This window comes from Cellulomonas olei (assembly GCF_039548315.1).
Classification (GTDB): Bacteria; Actinomycetota; Actinomycetes; order Actinomycetales; family Cellulomonadaceae; genus Cellulomonas.
In genome coordinates, this window is the sequence record NZ_JBCLVN010000007.1 from 1 (window position 1) to 24,216 (window position 24,216).

At 77.4% G+C, this 24,216-nt stretch carries 24 protein-coding genes and 1 riboswitch; of the genes, 9 read left to right on the top strand and 15 right to left on the bottom strand.

All coding sequences use genetic code 11. The annotated features are described in order from the left end of the window. The first annotated feature begins 171 nt into the window (after nt 1-171). Nucleotides 172-1,101, top strand: a complete 930-nt coding sequence (locus AAHH18_RS03675; protein ID WP_343300617.1) for a LysR family transcriptional regulator — start codon at nt 172-174, stop codon at nt 1,099-1,101. 96 nt (nt 1,102-1,197) lie between these two features. On the opposite strand, the gene AAHH18_RS03680 is transcribed toward AAHH18_RS03675, so the two are convergent. From AAHH18_RS03680 to AAHH18_RS03710, 7 genes are all read right to left on the bottom strand, one after another. Beyond that, a complete protein-coding gene (locus AAHH18_RS03680) occupies nt 1,198-1,437 on the bottom strand; it encodes a helix-turn-helix domain-containing protein (protein WP_283318670.1) in 240 nt (79 codons plus the stop codon). Between the two features lie 246 nt (nt 1,438-1,683). Beyond that, complete coding sequence (gcvH, locus tag AAHH18_RS03685) at nt 1,684-2,055, bottom strand: glycine cleavage system protein GcvH (protein ID WP_283318671.1); 372 nt, start codon at nt 2,053-2,055, stop codon at nt 1,684-1,686. A 79-nt stretch (nt 2,056-2,134) separates the two neighbouring features. After that, nucleotides 2,135-3,265: a glycine cleavage system aminomethyltransferase GcvT gene (gene gcvT, locus AAHH18_RS03690; RefSeq protein ID WP_343300682.1), complete on the bottom strand. Its 1,131-nt coding sequence runs from the start codon at nt 3,263-3,265 to the stop codon at nt 2,135-2,137. A 59-nt stretch (nt 3,266-3,324) separates the two neighbouring features. After that, complete coding sequence (gene gcvP / locus AAHH18_RS03695) at nt 3,325-6,318, bottom strand: aminomethyl-transferring glycine dehydrogenase (protein ID WP_343300618.1); 2,994 nt, start codon at nt 6,316-6,318, stop codon at nt 3,325-3,327. Between the two features lie 211 nt (nt 6,319-6,529). Beyond that, nucleotides 6,530-6,645, bottom strand: a riboswitch (glycine riboswitch). Between the two features lie 76 nt (nt 6,646-6,721). Then, nucleotides 6,722-8,218, bottom strand: a complete 1,497-nt coding sequence (locus tag AAHH18_RS03700) for a lactate/malate family dehydrogenase (protein ID WP_343300619.1) — start codon at nt 8,216-8,218, stop codon at nt 6,722-6,724. Nucleotides 8,219-8,274: 56 nt separating this feature from the next. Continuing rightward, the gene (locus AAHH18_RS03705) at nt 8,275-8,676 is read right to left on the bottom strand and encodes a TFIIB-type zinc ribbon-containing protein (protein ID WP_283318674.1); all 402 of its coding nucleotides are present in this window, start codon (nt 8,674-8,676) and stop codon (nt 8,275-8,277) included. A gap of 84 nt (nt 8,677-8,760) precedes the next feature. Next, nucleotides 8,761-9,945, bottom strand: coding sequence for an aminotransferase class I/II-fold pyridoxal phosphate-dependent enzyme (locus tag AAHH18_RS03710; protein WP_343300620.1), 1,185 nt, complete (start codon nt 9,943-9,945; stop codon nt 8,761-8,763). Nucleotides 9,946-9,996: 51 nt separating this feature from the next. Here AAHH18_RS03710 and AAHH18_RS03715 point away from each other — a divergent pair, with 51 nt between their 5' ends. Next, nucleotides 9,997-10,809, top strand: a complete 813-nt coding sequence (locus tag AAHH18_RS03715; RefSeq protein WP_343300621.1) for an alpha/beta fold hydrolase — start codon at nt 9,997-9,999, stop codon at nt 10,807-10,809. A gap of 83 nt (nt 10,810-10,892) precedes the next feature. On the opposite strand, the gene AAHH18_RS03720 is transcribed toward AAHH18_RS03715, so the two are convergent. Next, nucleotides 10,893-11,405: a low molecular weight protein-tyrosine-phosphatase gene (locus AAHH18_RS03720; protein WP_343300683.1), complete on the bottom strand. Its 513-nt coding sequence runs from the start codon at nt 11,403-11,405 to the stop codon at nt 10,893-10,895. Between the two features lie 23 nt (nt 11,406-11,428). Next, nucleotides 11,429-11,947: a GNAT family N-acetyltransferase gene (locus AAHH18_RS03725; protein WP_343300622.1), complete on the bottom strand. Its 519-nt coding sequence runs from the start codon at nt 11,945-11,947 to the stop codon at nt 11,429-11,431. A gap of 58 nt (nt 11,948-12,005) precedes the next feature. On the opposite strand from AAHH18_RS03725, the gene AAHH18_RS03730 reads away from it, so the two are divergent. From AAHH18_RS03730 to AAHH18_RS03740, 3 genes are all read left to right on the top strand, one after another. Next, on the top strand, nt 12,006-12,335 hold the full coding sequence (locus AAHH18_RS03730) for an ArsR/SmtB family transcription factor (protein ID WP_343300623.1): 330 nt from the start codon (nt 12,006-12,008) through the stop codon (nt 12,333-12,335). Beyond that, nucleotides 12,332-13,069, top strand: coding sequence for a cation transporter (locus AAHH18_RS03735; protein WP_343300624.1), 738 nt, complete (start codon nt 12,332-12,334; stop codon nt 13,067-13,069). The genes AAHH18_RS03730 and AAHH18_RS03735 overlap by 4 nt, the downstream gene beginning before the upstream one ends. Nucleotides 13,070-13,193: 124 nt before the next feature. Continuing rightward, nucleotides 13,194-14,078 carry an SDR family oxidoreductase gene (locus AAHH18_RS03740; RefSeq protein WP_343300625.1) on the top strand — a complete coding sequence of 295 codons (885 nt, stop codon included), beginning with the start codon at nt 13,194-13,196 and terminating at the stop codon, nt 14,076-14,078. Between the two features lie 371 nt (nt 14,079-14,449). Here AAHH18_RS03740 and map read toward each other — a convergent pair whose 3' ends face one another. From map to AAHH18_RS03755, 3 genes are read right to left on the bottom strand one after another with little or no spacing between them, the layout of a single operon-like run. Continuing rightward, complete coding sequence (map, locus tag AAHH18_RS03745) at nt 14,450-15,223, bottom strand: type I methionyl aminopeptidase (RefSeq protein ID WP_343300626.1); 774 nt, start codon at nt 15,221-15,223, stop codon at nt 14,450-14,452. A 9-nt stretch (nt 15,224-15,232) separates the two neighbouring features. Next, entirely contained in the window at nt 15,233-15,820 is a 588-nt protein-coding gene (locus tag AAHH18_RS03750) for a WHG domain-containing protein (RefSeq protein ID WP_283318681.1), read from the bottom strand. After that, nucleotides 15,813-16,682: an alpha/beta fold hydrolase gene (locus AAHH18_RS03755; protein ID WP_343300627.1), complete on the bottom strand. Its 870-nt coding sequence runs from the start codon at nt 16,680-16,682 to the stop codon at nt 15,813-15,815. The genes AAHH18_RS03750 and AAHH18_RS03755 overlap by 8 nt, the downstream gene beginning before the upstream one ends. 61 nt (nt 16,683-16,743) lie before the next feature. On the opposite strand from AAHH18_RS03755, the gene AAHH18_RS03760 reads away from it, so the two are divergent. Further along, nucleotides 16,744-17,325: a GNAT family N-acetyltransferase gene (locus AAHH18_RS03760; RefSeq protein ID WP_343300628.1), complete on the top strand. Its 582-nt coding sequence runs from the start codon at nt 16,744-16,746 to the stop codon at nt 17,323-17,325. A gap of 410 nt (nt 17,326-17,735) precedes the next feature. Then, nucleotides 17,736-18,371, top strand: coding sequence for an NADPH-dependent F420 reductase (locus AAHH18_RS03765; protein ID WP_343300629.1), 636 nt, complete (start codon nt 17,736-17,738; stop codon nt 18,369-18,371). A gap of 40 nt (nt 18,372-18,411) precedes the next feature. Here the strand turns inward: AAHH18_RS03765 and AAHH18_RS03770 are convergent, their stop codons facing one another. Continuing rightward, nucleotides 18,412-18,807: a winged helix-turn-helix domain-containing protein gene (locus AAHH18_RS03770; protein WP_283318685.1), complete on the bottom strand. Its 396-nt coding sequence runs from the start codon at nt 18,805-18,807 to the stop codon at nt 18,412-18,414. Nucleotides 18,808-18,983: 176 nt separating this feature from the next. On the opposite strand from AAHH18_RS03770, the gene AAHH18_RS03775 reads away from it, so the two are divergent. Next, nucleotides 18,984-21,245 carry an Ig-like domain repeat protein gene (locus AAHH18_RS03775; protein WP_343300630.1) on the top strand — a complete coding sequence of 754 codons (2,262 nt, stop codon included), beginning with the start codon at nt 18,984-18,986 and terminating at the stop codon, nt 21,243-21,245. A 69-nt stretch (nt 21,246-21,314) separates the two neighbouring features. Here AAHH18_RS03775 and AAHH18_RS03780 read toward each other — a convergent pair whose 3' ends face one another. Continuing rightward, entirely contained in the window at nt 21,315-22,298 is a 984-nt protein-coding gene (locus AAHH18_RS03780) for an endo alpha-1,4 polygalactosaminidase (RefSeq protein WP_343300631.1), read from the bottom strand. A 461-nt stretch (nt 22,299-22,759) separates the two neighbouring features. Here AAHH18_RS03780 and AAHH18_RS03785 point away from each other — a divergent pair, with 461 nt between their 5' ends. Further along, nucleotides 22,760-23,248 carry an FBP domain-containing protein gene (locus AAHH18_RS03785; RefSeq protein ID WP_343300632.1) on the top strand — a complete coding sequence of 163 codons (489 nt, stop codon included), beginning with the start codon at nt 22,760-22,762 and terminating at the stop codon, nt 23,246-23,248. A gap of 19 nt (nt 23,249-23,267) precedes the next feature. Here AAHH18_RS03785 and AAHH18_RS03790 read toward each other — a convergent pair whose 3' ends face one another. Further along, nucleotides 23,268-24,215, bottom strand: a complete 948-nt coding sequence (locus AAHH18_RS03790; RefSeq protein ID WP_343300633.1) for an LLM class flavin-dependent oxidoreductase — start codon at nt 24,213-24,215, stop codon at nt 23,268-23,270. Nucleotide 24,216: the final 1 nt, after the last annotated feature.

Here is a 24,216-nt window from a genome sequence, read left to right on the forward strand (position 1 = left end):
CGCGGGCGGCGCGGGCGGCGCGGGCACGGCAGCCCCCGCGGGCGTGGCGGCGTCCGGGCCGCCGGCGGGGGCGGGGTGGTCGTGGGGCTGCGTCGTGGTCACGTCTCCACGGTGCGCCGTGCGGTCGGCCGCCGGAACGCCGGGTTCGCTCGCGCCCTCTAGCCTGAGGCTATGGACGAGACCTCCCCGGCCGGTCGCCGCGTGCCGCTGGGCGCGCTCGAGCTGCTCGACGCGGTCGACGCGCACGGCTCGCTGTCCGCCGCCGCCCGCGCCCTGGGCCTCGCCCAGCCGTCCGTCAGCACGGGACTGCGCCGGCTCGAGCGGCAGACGGGCCTGACGCTGCTCACCCGCTCCGCGTCCGGCACCCGGCTGACGCCCGCGGGGGTGGCGCTGCTCGCGCGCGCCCGCGACGTGCTCGCCGCCTCGGACGCCCTCGAGCGCGAGGTGGTGGCCCTGCGGACCGCGCAGCAGGGTCGCGTGCGGGTGGCGGCGAGCCTGAGCGTCGCGGAGTACCTGGTGCCCGGCTGGCTCGCGTCGCGGCCCGCGGGCTCACCCGTCGTCGACCTCGTGGTGGCGAACTCGCGGGACGTCATGGACGCGGTGCTGCACGGCCGCGCGGACCTCGGGTTCGTGGAGGGGCCGGACGTCGAGGACGGCCTCGAGGCGCGGTCGCTGGGCGAGGACGAGCTGGTCGTCGTCGTCGCGCCGGGGCACTCGTGGGCCCGCCGTCGCCGGCCGCTGACCGCGGCGGAGCTCGCGACCGCCCCGCTGGCCGTGCGGGAGGCCGGATCCGGCACGCGCGCGGTGCTGGAGCGGGCGCTGACCGCCGCGGGTCACCCGCTCGCCGGGGCGCCCGCGCAGCTCGGGTCGACGTCGGCGGTGAAGAACGTCGTCCGCGGCGGCGGACCCGCGGCGGTGCTGTCCCGGCTGACCGTCGCCGACGAGATCGCGCGCGGCGACCTGCGGGCCGTCCCGGTCGAGGGGGTCGACCTGCGGCGGACGCTGCGCGTCGTGTGGGCGCGCAGCCGTCGGCCGTCGACCGCGGCCCGGGACCTCGCCGAGCACGTGCTCCGGGAGGCCCGCCGCGCCTCCGGCGCCTGAGCCGCCCGCGCGACGCCGCAGGGCCCCGGCCGCCGGCTCAGGCGGACGCGGCCCTGCGTCGCGAGGGTGCCGGCCCCGCGGGGCCCGGCCCGGAGGTCAGCGGATCCCGGCGGCGTGCGCCCAGGCGACCGCCTCGGCGCGCGTGGAGACGCCGATCTTGCGGTAGACCGACCGCACCTGGGACTTCACGGTGTTCCGGGTGACGAAGAGCCGGCGCGCGATGTCCTCGAGGGTCACGTCCTCGCTGAGCTCCGCGAGGACGACGCGCTCACGGGTGGTGAGCGGCTCGCCGAGGATGCTGGTCGCCGTGGTGGGGGCGAGCTCGAGAGTGGCCATGATGACCTCCGGGTGAGGGACGAGTACCGGCTGCTGGGGGTTCCCGGCTGCCGACTCCCGGTTGATCGGCAAGTGTGGCGGTCGCGATCGCAGTTCGGTTCTCACCCGACGGCCCGGCGCGTCGGCGAGGTACGTACGAACGGGTCATGTGATAGGACCGAAGTCCCAGGTCACTCGGCCGGGAAACGATTCCCACCCGGTCGGACCAGAACCACCCGAACGGCCTAGCGCCCCTCCGGGCCCGTCTCAGTCCGTGATCGAGGCGGCGTACTCCTCGGCCGACAGCAGCGCCCCGGTGCCCGTGACGTCCACCCGGAACAGCCACCCCTCACCGTACGGGTCGGCGTTGACGACCGAGGGCTCGTCCACCGCCGACTGGTTCACCTCCACCACGGTCCCGGACACGGGGGAGAACAGCTCCGACACCGACTTGGTGGACTCGACCTCGCCCACGACGGCGCCGGCCGCGATCTCGCTGCCGACCGTCGGCAGCTCCAGGTACACGATGTCGCCGAGGGCGTCCGCGGCGTTCTTCGTGATGCCGACGGTGGCCGGCGCCTCACCGTCGATCCACTCGTGCTCGGCGGTGTACTGCAGGTGGGCGGGGACGTCGCTCATGGGTGATCTCCGGGGGTCGTGGGGGTCGGGCGTCGGGGACGGGTCGGGACGTGCGGGCGGGCCGGGCGTGCTCCGCCGGTCAGGACCGACGGTAGAACGGCAGCTCCACCACGCGGACGGGCTCGCGGCGGCCGCGGACGTCGACCGCGAGCTCGGTGCCGGGCGCCGAGACCTCCGGGGTCACGTACGCCATCGCGATCGGCGTGCCGAGGGTCGGCGACGGCGCGCCGGACGTCACCCGGCCGACGGTCGCCGCGTCGGCGCCGGTCCCGGTGAGGACCTCGTGGCCGTGACGGGCGGCGCGGCGGCCGAGGCCGACCAGCCCGACGAGCACCCGGGACGGCGTCGCGTGCGCGCGGGCGGCGAGCGCCTCGCGCCCGACGAACGGCAGCGGCTCGCCGTCGGGCGTGGTCTTGTCGAGCCGCACCACGCGCCCCAGCCCGGCGTCGTGCGGGGCGGTCGTGCGGTCCAGCTCGTTGCCGTACAGGGGCATGCCGGCCTCGAGCCGCAGGCTGTCGCGGGCCGAGAGGCCGGCCGGCACCAGGCCGACGGGGCGCCCCGCCTCGAGCAGGTCCCGCCACAGACCGGGCGCGGCGTCCGCGGGGACGAACAGCTCGAACCCGTCCTCGCCGGTGTAGCCCGTGCGGGCGACCAGCGCAGGCACGCCGGCGACGGTGGCCCGGACCGCCGCGTAGTACCGCACGTCGCGCACCGCCGCGGCCTCGTCCGGGTCGGCCACCAGGCCGGTGACGACCTCCACCGCGCGCGGGCCCTGCACCGCGACCAGCGCGGTCTCGAGGGTGCGGTCCGTCAGCGAGGCGTCCGCCCCGGCGAGCCGCTCGGCCAGCGCGTCGCGCACGACGGCGACGTTGGCGGCGTTGGCGACGACGAGGAACGACGCGTCCGCGAGCCGGTAGACGATGAGGTCGTCGAGGATGCCGCCGTCCTCCGCCACGATCATCGTGTAGCGCGCCCGACCGACCGCGAGCCCGGAGATGTTCCCGACGAGCGCGCGGTCCAGCCCGGCGCCCGCCCCCGGGCCGTCGACGTGGAGCTCGCCCATGTGCGACAGGTCGAACAGCCCGGCCGCGGTGCGCACCGCCTGGTGCTCGGCCAGGTCGCCCGCGTAGCGCAGCGGCATCAGCCAGCCGGCGAACGGCGTCATGGTCGCGCCGAGGGCCTCGTGCTCCGCGTGCAGCGGCGACAGCACGACGTCGCCGGCGGCGTCCGTGGCCGGGGCGGCCGCGACGGGCGGGGTGGTCGGGTCGGTCACAGGGTCTCTCCCTCGGCGTAGGCCTCGACGGGCGGGCAGGAGCACACGAGGTTGCGGTCCCCGTGGGCGCCGTCGATCCGCCGGACCGGCGGCCAGTACTTGCCGCCGCGCAGGCTCGCGACCGGGTAGGCGGCGAGCTCGCGGCCGTACGGGTGCTCCCACTCGTCGGCGGTGACGGCCGCGGCGGTGTGCGGCGCGTTCCGCAGCGGGGAGTCCGCCACCGGCCAGCGCCCCGCGGCGACCGCGTCGATCTCGCCGCGGATCGCGACCAGGGCGTCGACGAACCGGTCGAGCTCGGCCAGGTCCTCGCTCTCGGTGGGCTCGACCATGAGGGTCCCCGCGACCGGGAACGACAGGGTCGGGGCGTGGAACCCGTAGTCCATGAGCCGCTTCGCGACGTCCTCGGCGGTCACGCCGGTCTGCTTCGTGATGCCGCGCAGGTCGAGGATGCACTCGTGCGCGACCAGGCCCGCGGGACCGGTGTAGAGCACGGGGAAGTGCGGGTCGAGGCGGGAGGCGAGGTAGTTCGCGGACAGCACCGCGGTCTCGGTCGCCCGGCGGAGGCCGTCGCCGCCCATCAGCGCGACGTACGCCCACGAGATCGGCAGGATGCCCGCCGACCCGAACGGGGCGGCCGACACCGCGGGCGCCGACCCGCCCGCGAGCGCCGCGCCCTCCCCCAGCACCACGTCGGTGGCCGGGAGGTACGGCACCAGGTGCGCCGCGACGCCGATCGGGCCGACGCCCGGGCCGCCGCCGCCGTGCGGGATGCAGAACGTCTTGTGCAGGTTGAGGTGCGACACGTCGCCGCCGAACTCGCCCGGCCGGGCCAGCCCGACGAGCGCGTTGAGGTTCGCCCCGTCGATGTAGACCTGGCCGCCGGCCTCGTGCACCAGGTCGCAGACCTCGCGCACGTCCTCCTCGTACACGCCGTGCGTCGAGGGGTACGTGATCATGATCGCGGCGACGCGCGGGCCGTGCTGCTCGAGCTTCGCCCGCAGGTCGTCGAGCTGCACCGAGCCGTCCTCGGCGGTCGCCACCACGACCACGCGCATGCCGGCCAGCGCGGCGGAGGCGGCGTTCGTGCCGTGCGCGGACGCCGGGATGAGGCAGACGTCGCGGACCGGGACGTCCTCGGGCGCGGCGCCGGCGGCCAGCGCCTCGCCGCGCCGGCCCTCGTGGTACCCGCGGATGGCCAGCAGCCCGGCGAACTCCCCCTGCGACCCGGCGTTCGGCTGCACGGACACCGCCGCGTACCCGGTGATCTCCGCGAGCCAGCCGGCCAGGTCCCCGATGAGCTCCGCGTAGCCGGCGGCCTGCTCGGCCGGGACGAACGGGTGCAGGCCCGCGAACCCGGGCCAGGAGATGGCCTCCATCTCGACCGTCGCGTTGAGCTTCATCGTGCAGGAGCCCAGCGGGATCATCGTCCGGTCCAGGGCCAGGTCCTTGTCGGACAGCGCGCGCAGGTACCGGAGCATCGCCGTCTCGGAGCGGTACCGGTGGAAGACCGGGTGCGTGAGGTAGGCGGAGGTGCGGCGCAGCGCCGCCGGGATCGCGGGGGCGGTGTCCGGGGCCGCGGGGGCGCCGGGCGCGAGCAGGCCCGCGTCGGCGAACGCCGCGAGCACCTCGGCGACGTGCCGCTCGGTCGTCACCTCGTCGCAGGCCACCTGCACGTGGTCGTCGTCCGCTGCCCACACGTTGATGCCGCGCGCGGCGGCGGCCGCGACGACGGCGCGGGCGCGGCCCGGGACGACGGCGCGCACCGTGTCGAAGAACGCGGCGTGCGTCACCTCGACGCCGCCCGCGCGCAGGCCCGCGGCCAGCGACGAGGCGCGGGCGTGCACCCGCTCCGCGATCTCCCGCAGCCCGTCCGGGCCGTGGTGGACGGCGTACATCGACGCGACGATCGCCAGCAGCGCCTGCGCGGTGCAGATGTTGCTCGTCGCCTTCTCGCGGCGGATGTGCTGCTCGCGGGTCTGGAGCGCGAGCCGGTAGGCGGGCGCACCGTCGGCGTCGACCGACACCCCCACCAGGCGGCCCGGCAGCGACCGCTCCAGGCCGGTGCGCACCGCCATGTACGCCGCGTGCGGCCCGCCGTAGAACAGCGGGACGCCGAACCGCTGCGCCGACCCGACCGCGATGTCCGCGCCGAGCTCCCCGGGCGGCGTCAGCAGGGTCAGGGACAGCAGGTCCGCGGCGACGGTCACGAGCGCGCCCGCGTCCTTGGCGGCGGCGACCAGCGGGGCGAGGTCGCGCACGGCGCCCGACGCGCCCGGGGCCTGCAGCACCAGGCCGACCAGCGCCTCGTCGCCCAGGTCCGGCAGGCCCGCGGTCAGGTCGGCGACCCGCACCGCCAGCCCGGCGGCCTGCGCCCGGCCCAGCGTCACGGCGAGCGTCTGCGGCAGGCAGTCGGCGTCCAGGAGGACGACGCCCGCGCGGCCCCTCGCCGCGCGGTGCATGAGCGCGACGGCCTCGGCCACCGCCGTCGCCTCGTCCAGCAGCGACGCGTTCGCGACCGGCAGCGCGGTGAGGTCCGAGACGACCGTCTGGAAGTTCAGCAGCGCCTCCAGCCGGCCCTGGGAGATCTCCGGCTGGTACGGCGTGTACGCGGTGTACCAGGCGGGGGACTCCAGCACGTTCCGGCGGATCACGGGCGGCGTCACCGTGTCGTGGTAGCCGAGCCCGATCATCTGCGTCAGCACGGTGTTCTTGTCCGCGATCGTCCGCAGGGCGGCCAGCACCTCGGACTCGCCGCGGGCCTCCGGCAGCGCGAGCGGCCGCCCGGTGCGGATGCTCGCCGGGACCGCGGCGTCGACCAGCGCGTCGAGGCTCGGCCACCCGTCGCCGACGTGCCGGAGCATGGCGTCGGTGTCGGTGGGGCGCGGGCCGACGTGCCGGTCCGCGAAGCCGCGGGCGGCGTCGGTGACGGCGGGCGCCGCGTCCCGGGGGGCGGTGCGGACGTCGGTCGGGAGGGACTCGAGAGGGGTCACGCGGCTGCTCCGGGTCGGCGGGCGGGGACGGACGTGCGGGTGGCGCGGCCTCCCCGCTCTGTCATCCGCCGTCCCGCGCGCGGCGGGGTCGGGCGACCTGAGAGTTTTGCCGGTCCGCCGTGCCCGTGAGGGCCGGGGCGCGCCGACTTGCACCGTCGGTGGACCGGTCGCGCGTCGGGGACGGGCGGGGGCGGTCGCTTTCCAGAGTTGCCTCGCCACGGCGGTACGGGGGCCTGAGAGATTCCCGGGGAGGGTTGCTCCTTCGGCGCCTCGCGCGGCACCCGGGCGGACCCGGTGCCTGCGGGAGGGCTCTCCCGCCGCGGTTCGAGCAGCGTGTTGAGTTGTGGGGTCAGCCTAACCGCGTGGCGCGCCGGCGTCGCCCCCCCTGGTCCGACGACCGGGGTCAGCGCGGCTCGTCACCGGCCGGGGCCACGCCGACCGACCGCACCACCGCGAGGCGGGCGATCGCACGCTCCAGGGCCCGGCACCGGCGCGCGTCCGCCCGGAACCGGATCACGACGGTGCCGGCGTCCCCGGCCGAGTACGTCGTGCTGAGCGCGTCGAAGTTCACCCCCCGCGTCGCGAACACCGCCGACAGGGCGGCGATCGTCCCGGTGCGGTGGTCGGCGACGACGTGGGCGGTCCACGGCGTCTCGTCCGGGTCGGAGGCGTCGGCTGCCACACCGGCGGGCGTGGTGCCGGGGACGACGTCCGCGGCACCGGGCTCGGGGACGGTCCCGGCGGGAGCGGCCGGGGCGGTCGCGCCGGGAGCGGCCCCGGTCTCCGCCGGCCCGGCGCCGTCCGGTCCCGCTGACGTCGCGGCGCGCGCCGCCTCCGCCTGCCAGCCCGCCACCGCCGCACCGATCCGCCCGGCGACGGCCGCGAGCCGCCGCTCCTCGTCGGGCGGGAGCTCGTCCAGCAGCACCCGCGTCCAGCCCTCCGGACCGAGCACCACCGGCACGCCCAGCACGCCGTGCACCGGCCTGCCGGCCACGCTCACCTCGCCCGCCAGGTCCACCTGCCCGGCCACCACCGTCTCGCGGCCGTCGAGGATCGTGTCGACCAGGTCGACGGTCGCCGCCGCGGTGGCCGAGGCCGTCTTCGCCCCGCTCTGGTGCGTCAGCCACGGCCGGGCGACGACGCGCAGGTCGGCCGGCCAGGTGTCCACCAGGGCGAACGCGCGCCCCGCGTCGTGCGCGCCGACCTCCGCGAGCTCCTGCTTCGCCGCCTCGATCTCGGCGCCGAACCCGTCGAGCGTGCGCCCGCCTCGCAACCGCGCCACCGCCCGGCGGCGCTCCTCGACGTCGAGGCCGCTGATCCGCACGGTCGACCACAGCGGCACCAGGTCGTCCCCGTGCTGCCCGGCCACGAACCCGCCGACGCGGTGCCGCCGCACGCCCAGCGACACGGCCGTCTCCCGCCGGAACCGCAGGGTGTCCAGCCACGCACCCATGCCGATGACGCGGTGGCGCCCGAGCTCGCGCGCGACGACGGCGACCGCGAGCTCGACCGGGTTCGACACCACCACGACGACCTCGTGACCGGACCCGTACCGCGCGATGGCGCGCGCGTACGACTCGAAGACCGCGAGGTTCCCGGCCGCGAGCGCCGCCCGGTCGGTGCTCGCCCCCGCGCGCGCCGGCGCGGTGCGGCCCGCCGTGAGCACGACGACGTCCGCGACCACGTCCTGCGGGTCGAGCGCCACGTCGATCAGCGGGGCGTGCTCGTCGTACGCGTCCACGAGGTCGGCGCGCAGCCCGTACGTCGCGCGCCCGGAGGCTCCGCCGTGACGGCCCACGAGCTGCAGCCGCGAGGTCGTCGGCAGCACCCGCCGCTCGATGAGCTGGGCGCAGACCTGCCGCCCCACGTCCCCCGTCGCCCCCAGCACCGCCACGTCCACGCGGCCGAGGGTAGGTCAGCCACGTGTCCGGCGCGTTGCGCGGCCCGGGCGGCCGGTCAGTCGAAGTCGAGCAGGTCGCCCAGCCACGACTCGCGGCGCTTCTTGCGGCCGTACGGGTAGCGGGGGTCGCGGGGGTCGCGCCGGTCGTCGTCGCGCGCGCCGCGCCGGTCGTCGCCGTACCGGTCGCCGTACCGCCGGTCCCCGCGGTCGTCGTACCGCCGGTCGTCGCCGTGGCCCGGCGCCGCGGGGGCGGGCGGGTACCCGCCGTAGCCCGGCTCGGGCGGCAGCGGGACGGCAGGGGCCGGCGGGGCACCGGCGGGGACGCCGGCGGCGCGGTCGAGGATCTTGTCGAGCTCGCCGCGGTCCAGCCAGATGCCGCGGCACGACGGGCAGTAGTCGATCTCGACCCCCTGCCGCTCCGCCATCACCAGCTCGGCCCCGTCGGTGGGACACCTCATGCCGACCTCCTCGTCCGCGCCCGTGGGCGCACGTCCTGCCGGGGCAACGAGCGGCGCCCGCGGCCGGTTCCGGCGGTGGCCCCCCTACAGCCGGGCCTGCCAGGCGACGACCCGGTCCACCGCCTCCGCGACGACCTCGGGCGCGGACGCGAACGACAGCCGCACCCAGTCGTGGCCGTCGACGCGGTCGAAGTCGGTGCCGGGCGTGAGCGCCACGCCCGCCTCGTCGAGCAGCCGCCGGCACCACTCGCGGGAGTCGAGCCCCGACGGGGAGATGTCGGCGTACACGTAGAACGCGCCGTCCGCCGGGGCGACGCGGGCCCAGCCGAGCTCGGGCAGGCGGTCCAGGACGGTGCGGCGGGACGCGGCGTACTGCGCGACGTTCGCGGTCGCCGCGGCGTACCCCTCGGGCGTGAACGCGGCGACGCCCGCGTGCTGCGCCAGCGCCGGCGGGCACAGCGCGACGTTGCCCGCGAGCGCGTCGACCGGCTGCACCAGGTCGTCCGGGAGCAGCAGCCACCCGAGCCGCCAGCCCGTCATCGCCCAGAACTTCGAGAACGAGTTGACCACCACCGCGCCGGACCCCAGGGCGGTGGCCGCCGTCGGGGCGCCCGCGGGCCCGGGCTCGGCGGCCGCCGCGTCCGGGTAGGTGATGCCGTGGTAGATCTCGTCGGACACCAGCCGGACGCCGTGGTCCGCGCACCAGCCGGCCAGCGCGTCGAGCGCCGCCCGGTCGACCAGGGTGCCGGTGGGGTTCGCGGGCCCGGCGACCACGAGGCCGTCGACCGGCTGCGGCAGCGCCTCGAGCTGCTCGACCGTCGGCTGGTACCGGGTCTCCGGCCCGCACGGCAGCTCGACCACCTCGCAGCCCAGCGAGGCGAGGATGTTGCTGTACGCCGGGTAGCCCGGGCGCGCGAGGGCCACGCGGTCGCCGACGTCGAACGCGGCGAGGAAGGCCAGCAGGAACCCGCCGGACGAGCCGGTCGTGACGGCCACGCGCGCCGGGTCGACCTCGACGTCGTACCAGGAGCGGTAGTGGCCGGCGATCGCCGCGCGCAGAGCGGGCGAGCCCAGGGCCTCCGTGTAGCCGAGGTCCCCGCCGGCGAGCAGCTGCACGGCCCGCTCCCGCACCACGTCCGAGGCGCCCGCCGACGGCTCGCCCACGCAGAGGTTCAGCACGGACTGGCCGGCGGCTCGGCGGGCGTTCGCGGCCGCGACGATGTCCATCACGGCGAACGGGGGCACGTGGGAGCGGGACGAGACCTTCACCCCGCCATCCTGCCCCGGGCGCGTGTCGGTGCGCCCGTCTAGCGTGAGGGCGTGACGGACCAGCACCCCGACCTGCACCTGGACCTGCCCGGCGCCCGGCTGGCGTACGACGTGACCGGCAGGGAGGGGCGCGCCGTCGTCGTCGCCCACGGGCTCACCGCCAGCCGTGCCGCCGACGCCGCGCACGGCGCGCTCGACCGGTCGGCGCTCGCCGCCGCGCTGCCCGGCCGCCGCCTCGTGCGGTACGACGCCCGCGGGCACGGAGCCTCGACCGGCGAGGCGGACCCGGCGTCGTACACCTGGCCGGCGCTCGCCGGGGACCTGCTGGCGCTGCTCGACGCGGTGTCGCCCGGCGAGCCCGTCGACGCCGTGGGCGCCTCGATGGGCACCGCGGCCGTCCTGTGGGCCGCGACCCGGCGCCCGGAGCGGTTCCGGCGGCTCGTCCTGACGATCCCGCCGACGGCCTGGGAGACCCGGGCCCCGCACACCGCCGGGTACGAGGCCGCGGCGCAGGCGATCGAGCGGCACGGCCTGGCGCCCTGGCTGCGGGCCGTCGCCGCGGAGCCGCCCGTGCCCGTGCTGGCGGCGGGCGGCTGGCCCTCCGACGGCGAGCCGGCCGTCCCCGAGCACCTGCTGCCGTCCGCGATGCGGGGCGCGGTGCTGTCCGACCTGCCCGGCCCGGACGCGCTGGCCGCCCTGCCGCACCCCACGCTGCTGCTCCCCTGGGCGACCGACCCCGGGCACCCGGTCAGCACGGCCGAGCGGCTCGCGGAGCTGCTGCCCGCCGCGACCCTGGAGGTCGCGGAGACGCCCGAGGCGATCCGGGGGTGGGACGCCCGGATCGCGCGGTTCCTGGCGGGCTGACGCCGCGGGGCGGGCGCGGGGCGGGCCGGCGCCCCGGGGGGCCGCCCGGACGGCACCGGGACGCCGGCCGGGTCGGCCGCACGTCAGGCCCGGGTCGCGTCCCGCTCGTCCAGCGCCGCCCGGACCGCCTCCACCACGCCGTCGGCCGCCGCCTCGATCTCGTCGAGGCAGACCTCGAACTCCTGCGGCCCGCCGTACCAGGGGTCGTCGACGTCCAGGACGTGCTCGTCGCGCACGTCCCGGACCGCCGGGGCCGCCGGGTCGAACGTCCGGAACATCACCACGCGCGACGCGGCCTCGTCGTCCGGGGCGAGCCGCCGCAGCGCCCGCGCGTGCGACGCCGTCATGGCGAGCACCAGGTCGCGCTCGGCCAGGTCGGAGCCGCGCACCTGCCGCGCCTGCCGCGCCGGGACCGGGTACCCCCGGGCCGCGAGCGCGGCGCGTGCTCGGCGGTCGATCGGGTTGCCGTGCTCCTCGTCGCTCACGCCCGTGGAGTCGACCACCACCCGGTCGCCCAGCCCGGCGGACCCGAGCCGGTCGCGCAGCACCACCTCGGCCATCGGCGACCGGCAGATGTTGCCGGTGCACACGGTCATCACGCGGTAGCGCCCGCCGTCCGTCACGTCACGTCCTCCTGTCGTCGCCGGTGCAGCAGCACGCCCGTGCCGCCCTCGAACTCGATGCCCGCGTACGTCGCGGCCCGGCCCGCCTCGGTGAACCCGTGCCGGGCGTGCAGTGCCAGCGACGGGGTGTTGCGCGCGTTCACCACGCTGCGGACGTCGCCGTCGGCGCGCTCGAGCAGCGCCGCGAGCAGCCGGGTGCCCGCGCCGGTGCGCCGGCGGTCCGGGTGCACGGTGAGCGCCGAGACGTAGAGGCCGTCCGGGACGTCGTCGTGCCCGTCCCAGCGTGCCAGCATCGCCCAGCCCACGACCGCTCCCTCCCGCTCGGCGACGAGCAGGTGCCGCGCCGGGTCGACGGACCAGCCGGCGACCCGCGCCGCGAAGCCGTCGGGCAGCGGCCCGCGGGTGGCGGCCACGAGGGCGATCCCCCGGGCGTCGGCGGCCCGGGCGCCGCGCACGGCGACGGCCGGGTCCGGGCGGCCGTGGGCGTCGGGCGCGGCGACGGCGAACAGGGGCACGCCGTCATCGTCGCACCCCCGGCGTCGACGGTACAGCGATCCTTGTACTGTCGGCCCCGTGGAGACGGTCACCCTCACGCACACCGCGGCGCTCGCCCGGCTGGGGCACGCCCTGTCGGACGAGACCCGGACGCGCGTCCTGCTCGCCCTGCGGGAGGCGCCCGCCTGCCCGTCGGACCTCGCGGAGGCCCTCGGCGTCTCCCGGCAGGTCATGTCCAACCAGCTCGCCTGCCTGCGGGGGTGCGGCCTCGTCGACGCCGTCCGCGACGGCCGCCGCACCTGGTACCGGCTCGCGGACGCCGGCCTGGGGCCCGCGCTCGGCGACCTGCTCACGCTGGTGCTCGCCGTGGACCCGACCTGCTGCGGCCCCGACTGCGCGTGCGCATGAGCACCGCACCCCTCCCCGACGACGCCGCCCGGCCGGCCGCACCCGGCGCGCCCGACGCACCCGCCGCGCACGGCCGCGCCCCCGGGCCCGCCCGCGCGGCCGTGCTGCGCCGCCGGATCCGCCTCGTCGTCGCCGTGACCATCGCCTACAACGTCGTCGAGGCGGTCGTCGCGCTGACCGCGGGCAGCGTCGCGTCGTCGTCCGCCCTCGTGGCTTTCGGGCTCGACTCCGTCGTCGAGGTGCTGTCGGCCGCCGCGGTGGCCTGGCAGTTCGCCGCACCCGACCCGGAGGTGCGCGAACGGACCGCGATGCGGCTCATCGCCCTGTCGTTCCTCGGGCTGGCCGCGTTCGTGACGGTCGACGCCCTGCGGACGCTGCTCGGCGGCGCGGAGCCGGAGCGCTCCGCCGTCGGCCTGGCGCTCGCCGCGGTCAGCCTCGCCGTGATGCCGGGCCTGTCCTGGTTCGAGCGCCGCACGGGCCGGGAGCTCGGCTCGGCGTCCGCGGTCGCCGACTCCCACCAGACGCTCATCTGCTCGTACCTCTCGGCCGCCCTGCTCGCCGGGCTGCTGCTGCACACCGCGCTCGGCTGGTGGTGGGCCGACCCGGTCGCGGCGCTGGTCATCGCGGCGTTCGCGGTCCGGGAGGGGGTCGAGGCCTGGCACGGCGACGCGTGCGGGACGCCGCTCGCGGAGCTCGTCGGCGGGGAACGGGCACCCGGCGCCCCCGGTCGCTGACGACCCCGCGGACGGCCGTGGCTCCCCGGTGCCGCCGGGTCGCCCTGCCGACGTCGGTGGCGACGGCTACCGTCGCTGCCAGCCGGCGGACGCCGGCGCACCGGCCGGCACCAGGGAGCGGGGCATGGACGACGGGCTGATCGTGGTGACGGGCGCCTCCGGGAGGATCGGCCGGCGGCTCGCCGTCCGGCTGGCGGCGGAGGGCGCGCAGCAGCGCCTGGTGGTCCGGTCGCCCGACCGCGCGCCGCACCTGCCGGGGACCGAGACGGAGATCGCGCTGAGCCCCGGCTACCTGGACGTCGGGTCCATGCGGGCCGCGTTCGCCGGCGCCCGCACCGTGTTCCTCGTCTCGGGCCGCGAGTCCGCCGACCGGGTCACCGAGCACCGCGCGGCCGTGGACGCCGCGGTCGACGCCGGCGTCGAGCGGGTGGTCTACCTGTCGTTCATGGGCGCCGCGCCGGACGCGACGTTCACGTTCGCCCGCGACCACTGGGCGACCGAGGAGCACATCCGGGCGTCCGGCCTGCGGTACACGTTCCTGCGCGACTGCCTGTACCACGACGCGATCGTCCGGTTCGTCGGCGAGGACGGCGTGATCCGCGGGCCGGCCGGGCAGGGGCGGGTGACCGCCGTGGCGCACGACGACGTGGCGGACGTCGCGACGGCCGTGCTGCTCGACGAGCGCGACCACGCGCACGACGGCCAGGCGTACGACGTCACCGGCCCCACGGCGTACCCGCTGGCGGAGGCGGCCCAGTCGCTGAGCTCCGCGACCGGCCGCGCGATCCGGTACGAGCCCGAGACCGTGGAGCAGGCGTACGCCTCGCGCGCCGGGTACGGGGCGGAGCCGTGGGAGGTCGAGGGCTGGGTGACGTCCTACGAGGCGATCGCGACCGGCGAGCTGGAGCCGACGTCCCCCACCGTGAGGCGCCTGGCGGGCCGGCCGGCTCAGTCGTTCTCCGAGTGGCTGACCCTCAACCCGGCCGCCTGGGAGCACCTGCGCGCCTGACCGCCGCGACCCGAGGGGTGGGGGCGGCGCGCGACCTCCCCCGAGCGCCCGCCGCCCCCACCGGTCCGGCCGGGGCCGGGTCCCAGCATCGGGGCCGCGGGTGTCGTCCGCGCGACCGGCGCGTGAACGGCGCCCGTCCGCCGCGCGTCGGCGCCGCGCCCCATCGCGACGCGCCGGCCGCGAGCGGCCACTCGCCGGGGCTCCGGACGCACCACGACCCCCACGTGCTGGCCTCTCGACGCGAGGCGCGGGCGGGTAGGCGCGCGGCGCGGGCGGCTCGGCGCGGGCGGGGCGGCGCGAGGCGCGGGCGAGTCGACGCGGGCGGGTCGCAGCGAGGCGCGGGCGCCCCGGCGCGGGGCGGGCGGCGGGCGTCAGCCGGGGCGGCGCGCCGTCAGCACGAGCGGCCCGTCCGGCGTGATCGCGACCGTGTGCTCGGCGTGCGCGGCCCGTGAGCCGTCGGCCGTGCGGATCGTCCAGCCGTCGTCGTCGATGACGTACCCGTCCCCGCCGGCCATGAACCAGGGCTCGATCGCGATGACGAGCCCGGCGCGCAGCTTGAGCCCGGACCGGCGCCGGCCGAGGTTCGGCACGTGCGGGTCCTCGTGCATCGTCCGCCCGACCCCGTGCCCGCCGAAGTCGGCGTTGATGCCGAACCCCGCGGCGCGCCCGATCTCCCCGATGGCGGCGGAGATGTCCCCCATCCGGTTGCCGGGCCGCGCCTGCGCGATGCCGGCCGCGAGCGCCTGCTCGGTGACTTCGATGAGCCGCTGCGCGTCCGGGTCGGGCGTGCCGAGCTGGAACGTCACCGCGGAGTCGGCCACCCAGCCCTGGACCTGCGCGGCGAAGTCGATGCTCAGCACGTCGCCGTCGGCGAGCACCTGGTCGGACGGCAGCCCGTGCAGGGCCGCGTCGTTGACGCTCGTGCACAGCACGCCCGGGTAGGGCATGGCGCCGAACGACGGGTGGTACCCGAGGTAGACGGAGTGCGCGCCCGCCTCGTCGATCAGGCGGTGCGCGTGCGCGTCGAGCTCCCGGAGGGTCATGCCGACGCGGGCCACGTCCTGCAGGCTGCTCAGCACGCGCGCGACGAACGCGCCCGCGGGCCGCATGGCCTCGATCTCCCGGGGTGTCTTCAGCTGGACCACTCCCCCACCCTAGGCGGCGGCGAGGGCCTCGATCCCCGCGACCACGAGGTCGACCAGCACGGCGAAGCTGCGGTCCAGGTCCTGCGGCAGCCGGAACCCGCCGCCGAGCTCGAGCGTGACGTAGCCGTGCACCGCGGCGCGGACGGCGCGCACCGCGTCGACCGCACGCTCCTCGGGCAGCTCGAACCCGCGCAGCACGGCGGTGATCACGCCGACGACCTCGGCCCCGGCGGCGGCGAGCCCGGCGTCGTCGGGGTCCGCGGGGTCGGCCGCCACCTGCACGGCGGCGTACCGCCCGGGGTGCGCGTGGGCGTAGTCCCGCATGGCGTGGCAGAGCGCGCGCACGGCGTCCGGCCCGGAGCGGCCGAGCGTGGCCCGGACGAGCTGCTCGGTCAGGTCGCGCACCGCGAGCACGGCCACCTCCCGGCGCAGCGCGGCCAGCGAGCCGACGTGCTTGTAGAGGCTGGGGGTCGCGACGCCGGCCTCGGCGGCCACCCGGGCGAGCGTGAGGTCGGCGAAACCGCCCGGCCCGCCCGCGTCGACGACCCCGAGGGCGACCCTGCTGACCGCGGCCGCGGAGAGCCCGGCCCTAGGCACCCGGCACCTCCGGCACAGGTGCGGCGTCGCGCAGCAGGTCGAGCACGGCGGCCGCGACGACGTCGGGCGCCTGGTGCTGGGGGTAGTGGCCGGCGTCGGGGACGAGGAGCGTGCGGGCGCCGGGCACCGCGGTGCCGATCCACGCGAGCTCGGCGGCCGGGTCCCGCCAGTCCGGGTCGAGCGCGCCGACGACCGCGAGCGCCGGCGCCTGCACACGCGGCAGCCGGGGCTCGACGACGGCGTGCGTGAGCACGAGCGTGAGGCGCCGGAACGCCGCGAGGTACCCGGGCCGGCGCAGGCTCGCGCGGATGGCGGCGGTGTGCGCGGCGAGCCGGTCCGACCGCCGCCCGCGGTTCAGCGTGCGGTAGTACCGGGCCCACGCGGCCGCGCCCCAGGGACGGGCGAGCAGGACCCGGTAGACGACGCCGAGCATCGCCCGGGCCGCGCGGCCGGACGCCGGGTCCCGGAGGAACGGGCCGAGCAGGACGAGCGCCCGCACGAGCTCCGGCCGGTCCGCGGCGAGCACCGCGGCGGCGGACGCACCCATCGAGCTGCCGACGACGACGGCGGGGCCGGCGCCCAGGTGCTCGACGAGGGCGGCGACGTCGGCGGCCGTGGCCTCGTCGCCGAGCTCGGTGACGTCGGGCGAGGAGTCGCCGTGGCCGCGCAGGTCGGTGGTGACCACGCGGTAGCCGGCGGCGAGCAGGGCGGTGCGCAGCTCGTCGTACGTCCGGCGCAGGTCGCCCATCCCGGGCACGGCCACGACGAGCGGGCCGGCGCCGGTGTCGTCGTACGCGACGGTGCACGTCCGGCTCGCGCCGTCGGGGCGGTCGAGGAACCGGGTCTCGCGGGTGCTGTCCATAGCGTGGAGGCTAATGCCATTAGCCTGGCGGTGGCAAGCACGTCCCTGGGATGCTCCTCCCGTGCAGCACGACCTCACGCTCGCCGGCCACGGCGTCCACCTCGTCCCGCTGGCCCCGGAGCACGCACCCGGGCTGGCCGCGTTCGTCGACGACCGGGTGTGGGCCGGGATGTCCTCACCGCTGCCGGTCGGCGTCGCGGGCTGGGAGGCGGAGGTCGAGCAGGCCCGCCGCGCGCCCGGCCGGATCGCCCTCGCCGTGCTCGACGCGGGCACCGGCGAGGTCCGCGGCAGCACGTCGTTCTACGACCTCGACCTGCGCGTCGGGCGGGTCGAGGTCGGGCACACGTTCTACGCGCCGCGCTGGTGGGGCGGCGCGACCAACCCCGCGTGCAAGCACCTCATGCTGCGGCACGCGTTCGAGGAGTGGGGGTGCGTCCGCGTCGCGCTGCGCGCCGACACCCGCAACACCCGGTCGGTCGGCGCGATCACGCGCCTCGGCGCCGTGCCGGAGGGCGTGCTCCGCGCGCACCGGCTCGCCCCGGACGGCAGCCGCGGCGACACCGCGTACTTCTCGGTGCTGGCCGACGAGTGGCCCGGGGTGCGCGACGGGCTGCTGGCGCGCCTGGCGGGGCCCGCGGGCTGACCCCGCCCGGGCCGCCCCGCCCGTCCGGGCCCCTCGAAGGGCCCCCGCGCCGGCCCGTCGGCCGGTGCCGTCCGGTCCCGGGCAGGGAACAGCCCGTGGGCCGGGCCTCGGTGCGAGGCCCTGCCGCGAAGGACGAGGTCGCGGCTCCCACGGGCTGCGGTGACTGCCGGAGATTCGCTCGTCGCCCTGCCGGCTCGGGCCGGCGGAGCAGCGAACGGATCGAGCAATCCGTCCGATGTGCTCGGGCGACTAGCGGACAGCCACCTCACGCGTCCTGGAAGACTTCATGTCTCGGACCACCTCCTTCCCGTGTGCCTCGACCGTACGTCCGCCCTCCGACGACTGCCAGGGTTTTTCGCCCACGGCGTGCGGCGCGGAACATCGCCGGGGCCTGCCGGGTTGCGGCGGTCATGACCACGATCGGATTCATCGGCTCCGGCAACATCGGCGGCACGCTCGCACGCCTCGCCGTCGAGCACGGCCACGCGGCCGTCGTCAGCAACTCCCGCGGACCGCACACGCTCGTCGACCTGGTGGCGGACCTCGGGGACGGGGCGCGCGCCGGCACCGCCGAGGAGGCCGCCACGGACGGCGAGGTCGTCGTCGTGTCGGTCCCGTTCCACGCCTACCGCTCCGTGCCGGCCGCCGCGCTCGCCGGCAAGGTCGTCATCGACACGAACAACTACTACTGGGAGCGGGACGGCCACGTCGCCGAGCTCGACGACGGCACCACCACGAGCTCCGAGCTGCTCGCCGGGCACCTGGGGGGCGCCCGCGTCGTCAAGGCGTTCAACCACATCACCTCGGCCGACCTCGGGTCGCGCGGCACGCCCTCCGGGACGCCCGGACGGCGCGCGCTGGCGATCGCGGGCGACGACGCGGACGCCAAGGCGCTCGTCACGTCGCTCGTCGACCGGTGGGGCTTCGACGTCGTGGACGCGGGCCCGCTCGCGGAGGGCTGGCGGTACCAGCGCGACACGCCCGCCTACGGTCCGGACCTGGACGCGGACGGCCTGCGCGCCGCGCTGGCGGCCGCGCAGCGCTGACCGCCGGGTCGCGCCGCCGGGAGGGGACGGCGCCGCCGGGTCAGCCGGTGGTGCCGTCCCGCTGCTCCGGCACCCGCACCTCGGGCGCGAGCCGGTAGCCGAGCCCGCGGACCGTCCCGATCACCGACCGGTCGCCGGTCCGCTCCGCCAGCTTGCGGCGCAGGTTCGCCATGTGGACCTCGATGCTGCGGCGGTCCGCGTCCGTCGGCACGGGCACCGCGTGCGGGCCGTGGACGGCGACCGCGTGCACCAGCTCGTCCTTCGACACCGGGGTGCCCGCGCGCTCGGCGAGGGCCACGAGGATCTCGAACTCGCTCCGGGTCAGCGGGACCGTGCGGTCCCCGACGCGCACGCACCGGGAGGGCACCTCGACCACGAGGTCCCCACGGCGCAGGACCCGGTCGTCGACCGGCCGGGTCGGGTCAGGGCTCGACACCTTCACCACGGTACGTCCGGCGTCCGGAGGCTGCCAGGGATGCGCCCACGGGGGTGGTAGGACCTACGTCCTGGATCTCGTGGCTCAGTTTCCCTGACACATCCGGCGTCCGCGTCGATCAGGCCCCCGTTCACACATCGGACCGGGGACTCCCCGGCGACACCCGGGGGAGACCCGTGCACACAGCTCGAGAGAGGCGGGGCCGCGTCCGGCGCTCCGCAGCGGCCGCAGCAGTCCTCGCCATCCTGGGGACGCTCGTCCCCGTCGGCCAGGCCCTGGCGGCGACGTCCGGCGTGACGCCCACGACCGGCCCGGAGAAGGCCGGCGAGACCACCAGCTACGACTACGAGTGCACGTACGACTCGTGGGAGCACGCGGAGTGGGCGCTGCGCGAGAACATCGGCTACACGACCGTCGCCAACGGTCCCATCACCGACGTGCAGGCGGCCGACGGGCTGCTCACCGGCTCGTTCGACGTCTCCTACCCCGCCGGGTGGTCCGGCCCGTACTCCCTGTACCTCTACTGCGGCGAGAACCAGCCGGTCCTGCACGACTTCACCCTCGCGTCCGCCCAGGTCGAGACCTCCACGTCGCTCGGCGTGTCCGCCACCACCGTCGTCACCGGCGACACGGTCACGCTGACCGCCACGGTCGACGGCGCCGAGTCCGGTGACGTCACGTTCCTGTCCGGCGGCTCGCCCATCGGCACGCGGGCGCTGCAGGGCGGCACCGCGTCGCTGACGTACCAGGTCGACGAGGAGCAGACGTTCACCGCCCGGTTCGAGGGCACCGAGACCGCCGCGACGTCGACCTCCGCCCCGACGTCGGTCGAGGTGGTCTCCGCGATCACGCCCGGCACCGTCGCCATCGCCACGAACCCCGCCGTGGGCGTCCCGCAGTCGGCCAGCGTCGGCACCTGGGCCCCCGAGGGCGTCACGCTGTCGTACTCGTGGACCGTCGACGGCCACCAGGTCGGCACCCAGCCCACGTACACGCCGACCGCCGCCGACCAGGGCAAGGCGCTGCGCGTCGTCGTCACCGGCACCCGCGCCCCGCTGACCGCCGTGCCGCAGACCAGCGCGCCGAAGACCGTCGAGCTCGGCACGATCGAGAACGGCTACCTCGAGCTCGACGGCCGGGACGGCAACAACGCGGTGCTCGGGCGGACGCTCACGCCGCGCCCGGTCGGCTACGGCCCCGACGCGCAGTTCTCCTACGAGTGGGTCATCGGGGACCACGAGCGCACCGTCACCGCCCCGACGTACACGCCGACCGCCGCCGACCTGGGCAAGCTGATCCAGGTGCAGATGACCGTCACCGCCCCCGGCAAGCAGCCGACCGGCGACTGGGCGTACGCCTGGCCCGCCGTCACCACGCCGACCGTCGCCGTCGGCTCGCAGACCGTCACCGTCGGCCGCGACGTGGTCGTCCCCGTGACCGTCGCCGGTCCGCAGGGCGGGCCGACGCCGAAGGGCTCGGTCGAGGTCACGCTGACGCCGAAGGGCTCGGCCACGGGCCAGCCGCTCGACGCGGTCGCCCTGGACGGCAAGGGCCGCGCGTCCGTCCCGCTGACCGGCCTCGCCGTCGGCAGCTACACGGTCTCCGTGACGTACGTGCCGACCCCGGGCTCCATGCCGGTGTTCGCCGTCGCCTCGATCGCGGTCGAGACCAACCCGTACACCGGCGCGACCGGCTCCGGCACGGTCACCGTCACGAAGGTCACCCCGACCGTCACGGTGCCGGCGACGGTCGCCGTCCCGGTCGCCACCGAGGTGACGCTCGAGGCGCGCGTCGGCGGGGCGGTGCTGCCGAGCACCTTCGTGTTCCGCGAGGGCGCGACCGTGATCGGCCAGGGCCAGCTCGCGACGGACGGGGTCATCCCGGCGTCGCTGGGCGTGCTCGCGCCGGGCACGCACACCGTGGTGCTCGAGCTCCCGGAGACCGCGAGCACCCGCGCCGCCAGCGCCACGTTCACCGTGACCGTCGGCGGCGAGCCGGCCCGCGTCGGGGCGCTCCCGACGGCCGTGCTGGACACGCCGGAGGCCGCCACCGCTCCCGGGCAGCAGATGGAGCTGGTCGCCGAGGGCTTCGAGCCCGGTGAGACCGTCGCGTTCTACCTGCACTCCGACCCGGTGTTCCTCGGCACCGCCGTCGCGGACGAGAACGGCGTCGCCCGCCTGCTGGCCGACATCCCCGCGGACGTCCCGGCCGGCGCGCACACCGTGATCGCCACCGGCGGCACCTCGGGCCGCTGGGCCACCCTCGCGGTGGAGCTGGCCGTCCCGGCGGCCGCCACCCCGGCGGCCGCTGCCGCCCCGAGCGGGGACCTGGCCGCCACCGGCGCCCAGGCCGGCCTGCTCATGGCGGGCGCCTGGACGCTGCTGCTGGCCGGCGGCGCCCTGGTGGTCGTCGCCCGTCGGGTGCGCACCGCGCGCTGACACCGCACCACGACGGCCCCCCGACCCGCACCGGGTCGGGGGGCCGTCCCGCGTCCGCAGGAGCGGGCGTCAGCAGGTCGCGAACACGTAGCCCTCGTCGTCCGGGGTGCGCAGGTCGACGTCGCGCAGCACCGTGCTCACCGGGCGCTGCGGGTCGGCGCACGCCCCGTCCCAGTCCGCCGCGGGGTCGGACCCCGCGTACTCGACGTCGACCACCGCGTCGCCGTAGACGTCCGTGTACGCGGCGCACTCGTCGTACTGCAGGCACTGCTCCGCGACCGCGAAGTCGAACCCGGCCTCGTCACGCCCGCGCGTCCCGAGGTCCGGGGTGTTCTTCTGCCCCGCCGCGAGGCCCGCCTCGTGCGCCACCGCGACCAGCCGCGCCGCCAGGTCCACGGCCGCGTCCTCGGTCAGCAGCCCGCCCGATCGCGTCCACGAGTCGAGGTTGTCGAGCTCGACGGCGACGAAGCCGCGCTCCGCGCACCGGCGCACCTGCTCCCCGACCACCTCCGTGATCGCCGCGCGCTGCTGCGCGGTGCGGGTGTCGAGCAGCAGCTCGTCCGGCCACCCCGGGTCGACGACCGGGTCCCCGGCGGCGTCGCGCAGCACGAGGTCCGGGTGGTCGGCGAGCCAGGCGTCCCGCTCGGCGGGCTGCGTCTGGAACCCGTTGACGTAGCAGCCGGACCACAGCCCCGGCTCAGGCACGTCCGTGACGTCCCGCACCACACCGCCGACGCCGGCCGCGGGCGGGTAGCCGCCGCCCAGCTGGTAGTCGACGACGACGCCCGCGGGAGGCAGGCCCGCCGGGGAGCCGGTGGCGCTCGCGCCCGGGACGCCGGACGCGGGCGGGCCGTCGTCCCCGGCGGGACCGCAGCCGGCCAGCGCGAGCCCGACCGCGACGGCCCCGGCCGCCCGGCGGGGTCCCCGCGCGCCGCGCGGTCCCTGCGTCCCGCGCGGTCCCTGCGTCCGGTGCAGTCCCTGCGTCCGGCGCGGTCCCTGCGTCCGGCGCGCCGCCCACGCCCCCGGACCGTCCGGCACCCGCCCGTGCTCCACACCCGCTCCTGTCGCCCTGTCCCCGCCGTGCGACCGGCGCCGCACCCGACGTCGATGGTCGCACCCGACGCGACGTCGCCGCGCCGCCGGGGCCGCGCCGCCGGACCGCGGCCCGGGTCCGCACCCGGGGTGCGCCCGCGTGACGCGGCGCACGGCGGAATCGACGTGACGCCGGCCCGTCCGGAGGTGCAAGATGGCGGGCGACCGGTGCCGCCCGGAGATCCGGCGGCCGTCACCACCACGGGAGAGCAGCGGATGTCCGCAGGGAGCGGGGTCGGCCGACACGGCCACCTTGCGTGACCGGGCACAGCCCGTCACGCCGCACCACCGTCCCTGAGCCCGGCCCACGCGCCGCGGCCGGGACGGGTCGTCGTCGCCCCGTGACGGGAGTCCGTCCCCTGCGCCCGCGCGCCGCCGATGTGCGCGCCGGCGCGCCCCACTCCCGTGAGAGCGAGCCCGTCATGCGTCCCGTCACCGACTCCCAGATCCACGCGTCCTTCGTCAACTGCTCCCGCCGCGAGGCCGCCCAGGCCACGATGCCGCCGGGCCTCGCCGGCCTCGACTGGGAGCGCCTCGACTACCTCGGGTGGAACGACCCGAAGAACCCCCGGCGCGCCTACGTCGTGACCTGGCTGGACGACCGGCCCGTCGGCATCGTCCTGCGCGCGTCCGACGGAGCGGCCACCCGCAGCGCCGTGTGCGCGTGGTGCGAGGACGTCATCGCCACCAACGACGTCAGCCTGTTCGTCGCTAAGCGTGCGGGCGCCGCCGGGCGCAACGGCAACACGCTCGGCACGCTGATCTGCGCGGACTTCGCGTGCTCGCAGAACGCCCGCCGCCGCCCGACGATCGTCGAGGCCGGGGACGACGCGGCCGCCGTGGTGGCGCGCCGGATCGCCGGGCTGCAGGAGCGCAGCGCGCGGTTCGTCGCGTCCGTCGCGCAGGGCTGACCGCGCCCGGCGGGCGCCGTCAGAGCACCGTCGCCAGCGCGTCGAGCGCCGCGAGCGGGTCGGCGCCGGCCGGGGCCAGGACCACCGCGTCCGCCCCGGCCGCGCCGATCTCGTCGATGCGGGCCCGCGCCTGCTCGGGCGTCCCGCACACGGCCAGCCGGTCGACCCAGGCGTCCGGCAGGGCGGCGGCGAACGCGGCGCGGTCGTGCGTGCGGGCGCGCAGGACCCGGAGCTCGTCGGCGAAGGGCAGCGGCGCGACGTGCACGTCCCAGTCGGGGTCCCCGATCCACGCGAGCGCCGGGCGCACGGACGCCCGCGCCACCGCGGGGTCGGGGTCCACCGCAGCGACGTCGTAGACCGCCACGCGGTGGCCAGGTCCTGCGCCGATCTGCTCCCGCGCCGCGCGCACGTACTCGGGGCCGGCCGGCTCGGCGAGCACCGTGCCGTCCGCGCAGCGGCCCGCGGCGGCGAGCGACCGCGGGCCGCGGACGCCCGCGAGGACCGGCGGGACCACCGACGGCGGGGACTCCAGGCGCACGCCGTCCAGGCGCACGAACCTGCCCTCCGTCGTGACCGTCTCCCCGCGCAGCAGCGCCCGCAGCGCCGTCACGTGCTCCTCGAACGCGGTCAGCGGGCTCGCCGGCCACGCGCCCGCCTGCCGCATCCACCCCGGCATGCCGTGCCCGACGCCCAGGTGCAGCCGGCCGGGGAACAGCTCCGCGACGGTCGCGGCCTCCATCGCGGCGAACGCCACGTTGCGCGCTCCGACCGGCAGGATGCCGACGCACACCCGGATCCGCTCCGTCGACGCGAGCACCGCCGCGGCCTGGGCGATGCCGCCGCGGAAGCCCAGGTCCTCCACCACCCAGAGCTCCGAGAACCCCAGCTCGTCCGCCCGCCTCGCGTACGGCAGCAGCCGGTCGGCGGGCAGGTCACGGGGCAGCAGGACACCGGTGTCGGGACGCATG

What these genes read in the sequence shown, in the direction of transcription:
- AAHH18_RS03680 (WP_283318670.1), bottom strand. Translation starts at nt 1,437, where the DNA reads ATGGCCACTCTCGAGCTCGCCCCCACCACGGCGACCAGCATCCTCGGC.
- AAHH18_RS03755 (WP_343300627.1), bottom strand. Translation starts at nt 16,682, where the DNA reads ATGGACAGCACCCGCGAGACCCGGTTCCTCGACCGCCCCGACGGCGCG.
- AAHH18_RS03675 (WP_343300617.1), top strand. Translation starts at nt 172, where the DNA reads ATGGACGAGACCTCCCCGGCCGGTCGCCGCGTGCCGCTGGGCGCGCTC.
- AAHH18_RS03740 (WP_343300625.1), top strand. Translation starts at nt 13,194, where the DNA reads ATGGACGACGGGCTGATCGTGGTGACGGGCGCCTCCGGGAGGATCGGC.
- gcvH (WP_283318671.1), bottom strand. Translation starts at nt 2,055, where the DNA reads ATGAGCGACGTCCCCGCCCACCTGCAGTACACCGCCGAGCACGAGTGG.
- AAHH18_RS03790 (WP_343300633.1), bottom strand. Translation starts at nt 24,215, where the DNA reads ATGCGTCCCGACACCGGTGTCCTGCTGCCCCGTGACCTGCCCGCCGAC.
- AAHH18_RS03765 (WP_343300629.1), top strand. Translation starts at nt 17,736, where the DNA reads ATGACCACGATCGGATTCATCGGCTCCGGCAACATCGGCGGCACGCTC.
- AAHH18_RS03705 (WP_283318674.1), bottom strand. Translation starts at nt 8,676, where the DNA reads ATGAGGTGTCCCACCGACGGGGCCGAGCTGGTGATGGCGGAGCGGCAG.
- AAHH18_RS03785 (WP_343300632.1), top strand. Translation starts at nt 22,760, where the DNA reads ATGCGTCCCGTCACCGACTCCCAGATCCACGCGTCCTTCGTCAACTGC.
- AAHH18_RS03735 (WP_343300624.1), top strand. Translation starts at nt 12,332, where the DNA reads ATGAGCACCGCACCCCTCCCCGACGACGCCGCCCGGCCGGCCGCACCC.
- AAHH18_RS03720 (WP_343300683.1), bottom strand. Translation starts at nt 11,405, where the DNA reads ATGACCGTGTGCACCGGCAACATCTGCCGGTCGCCGATGGCCGAGGTG.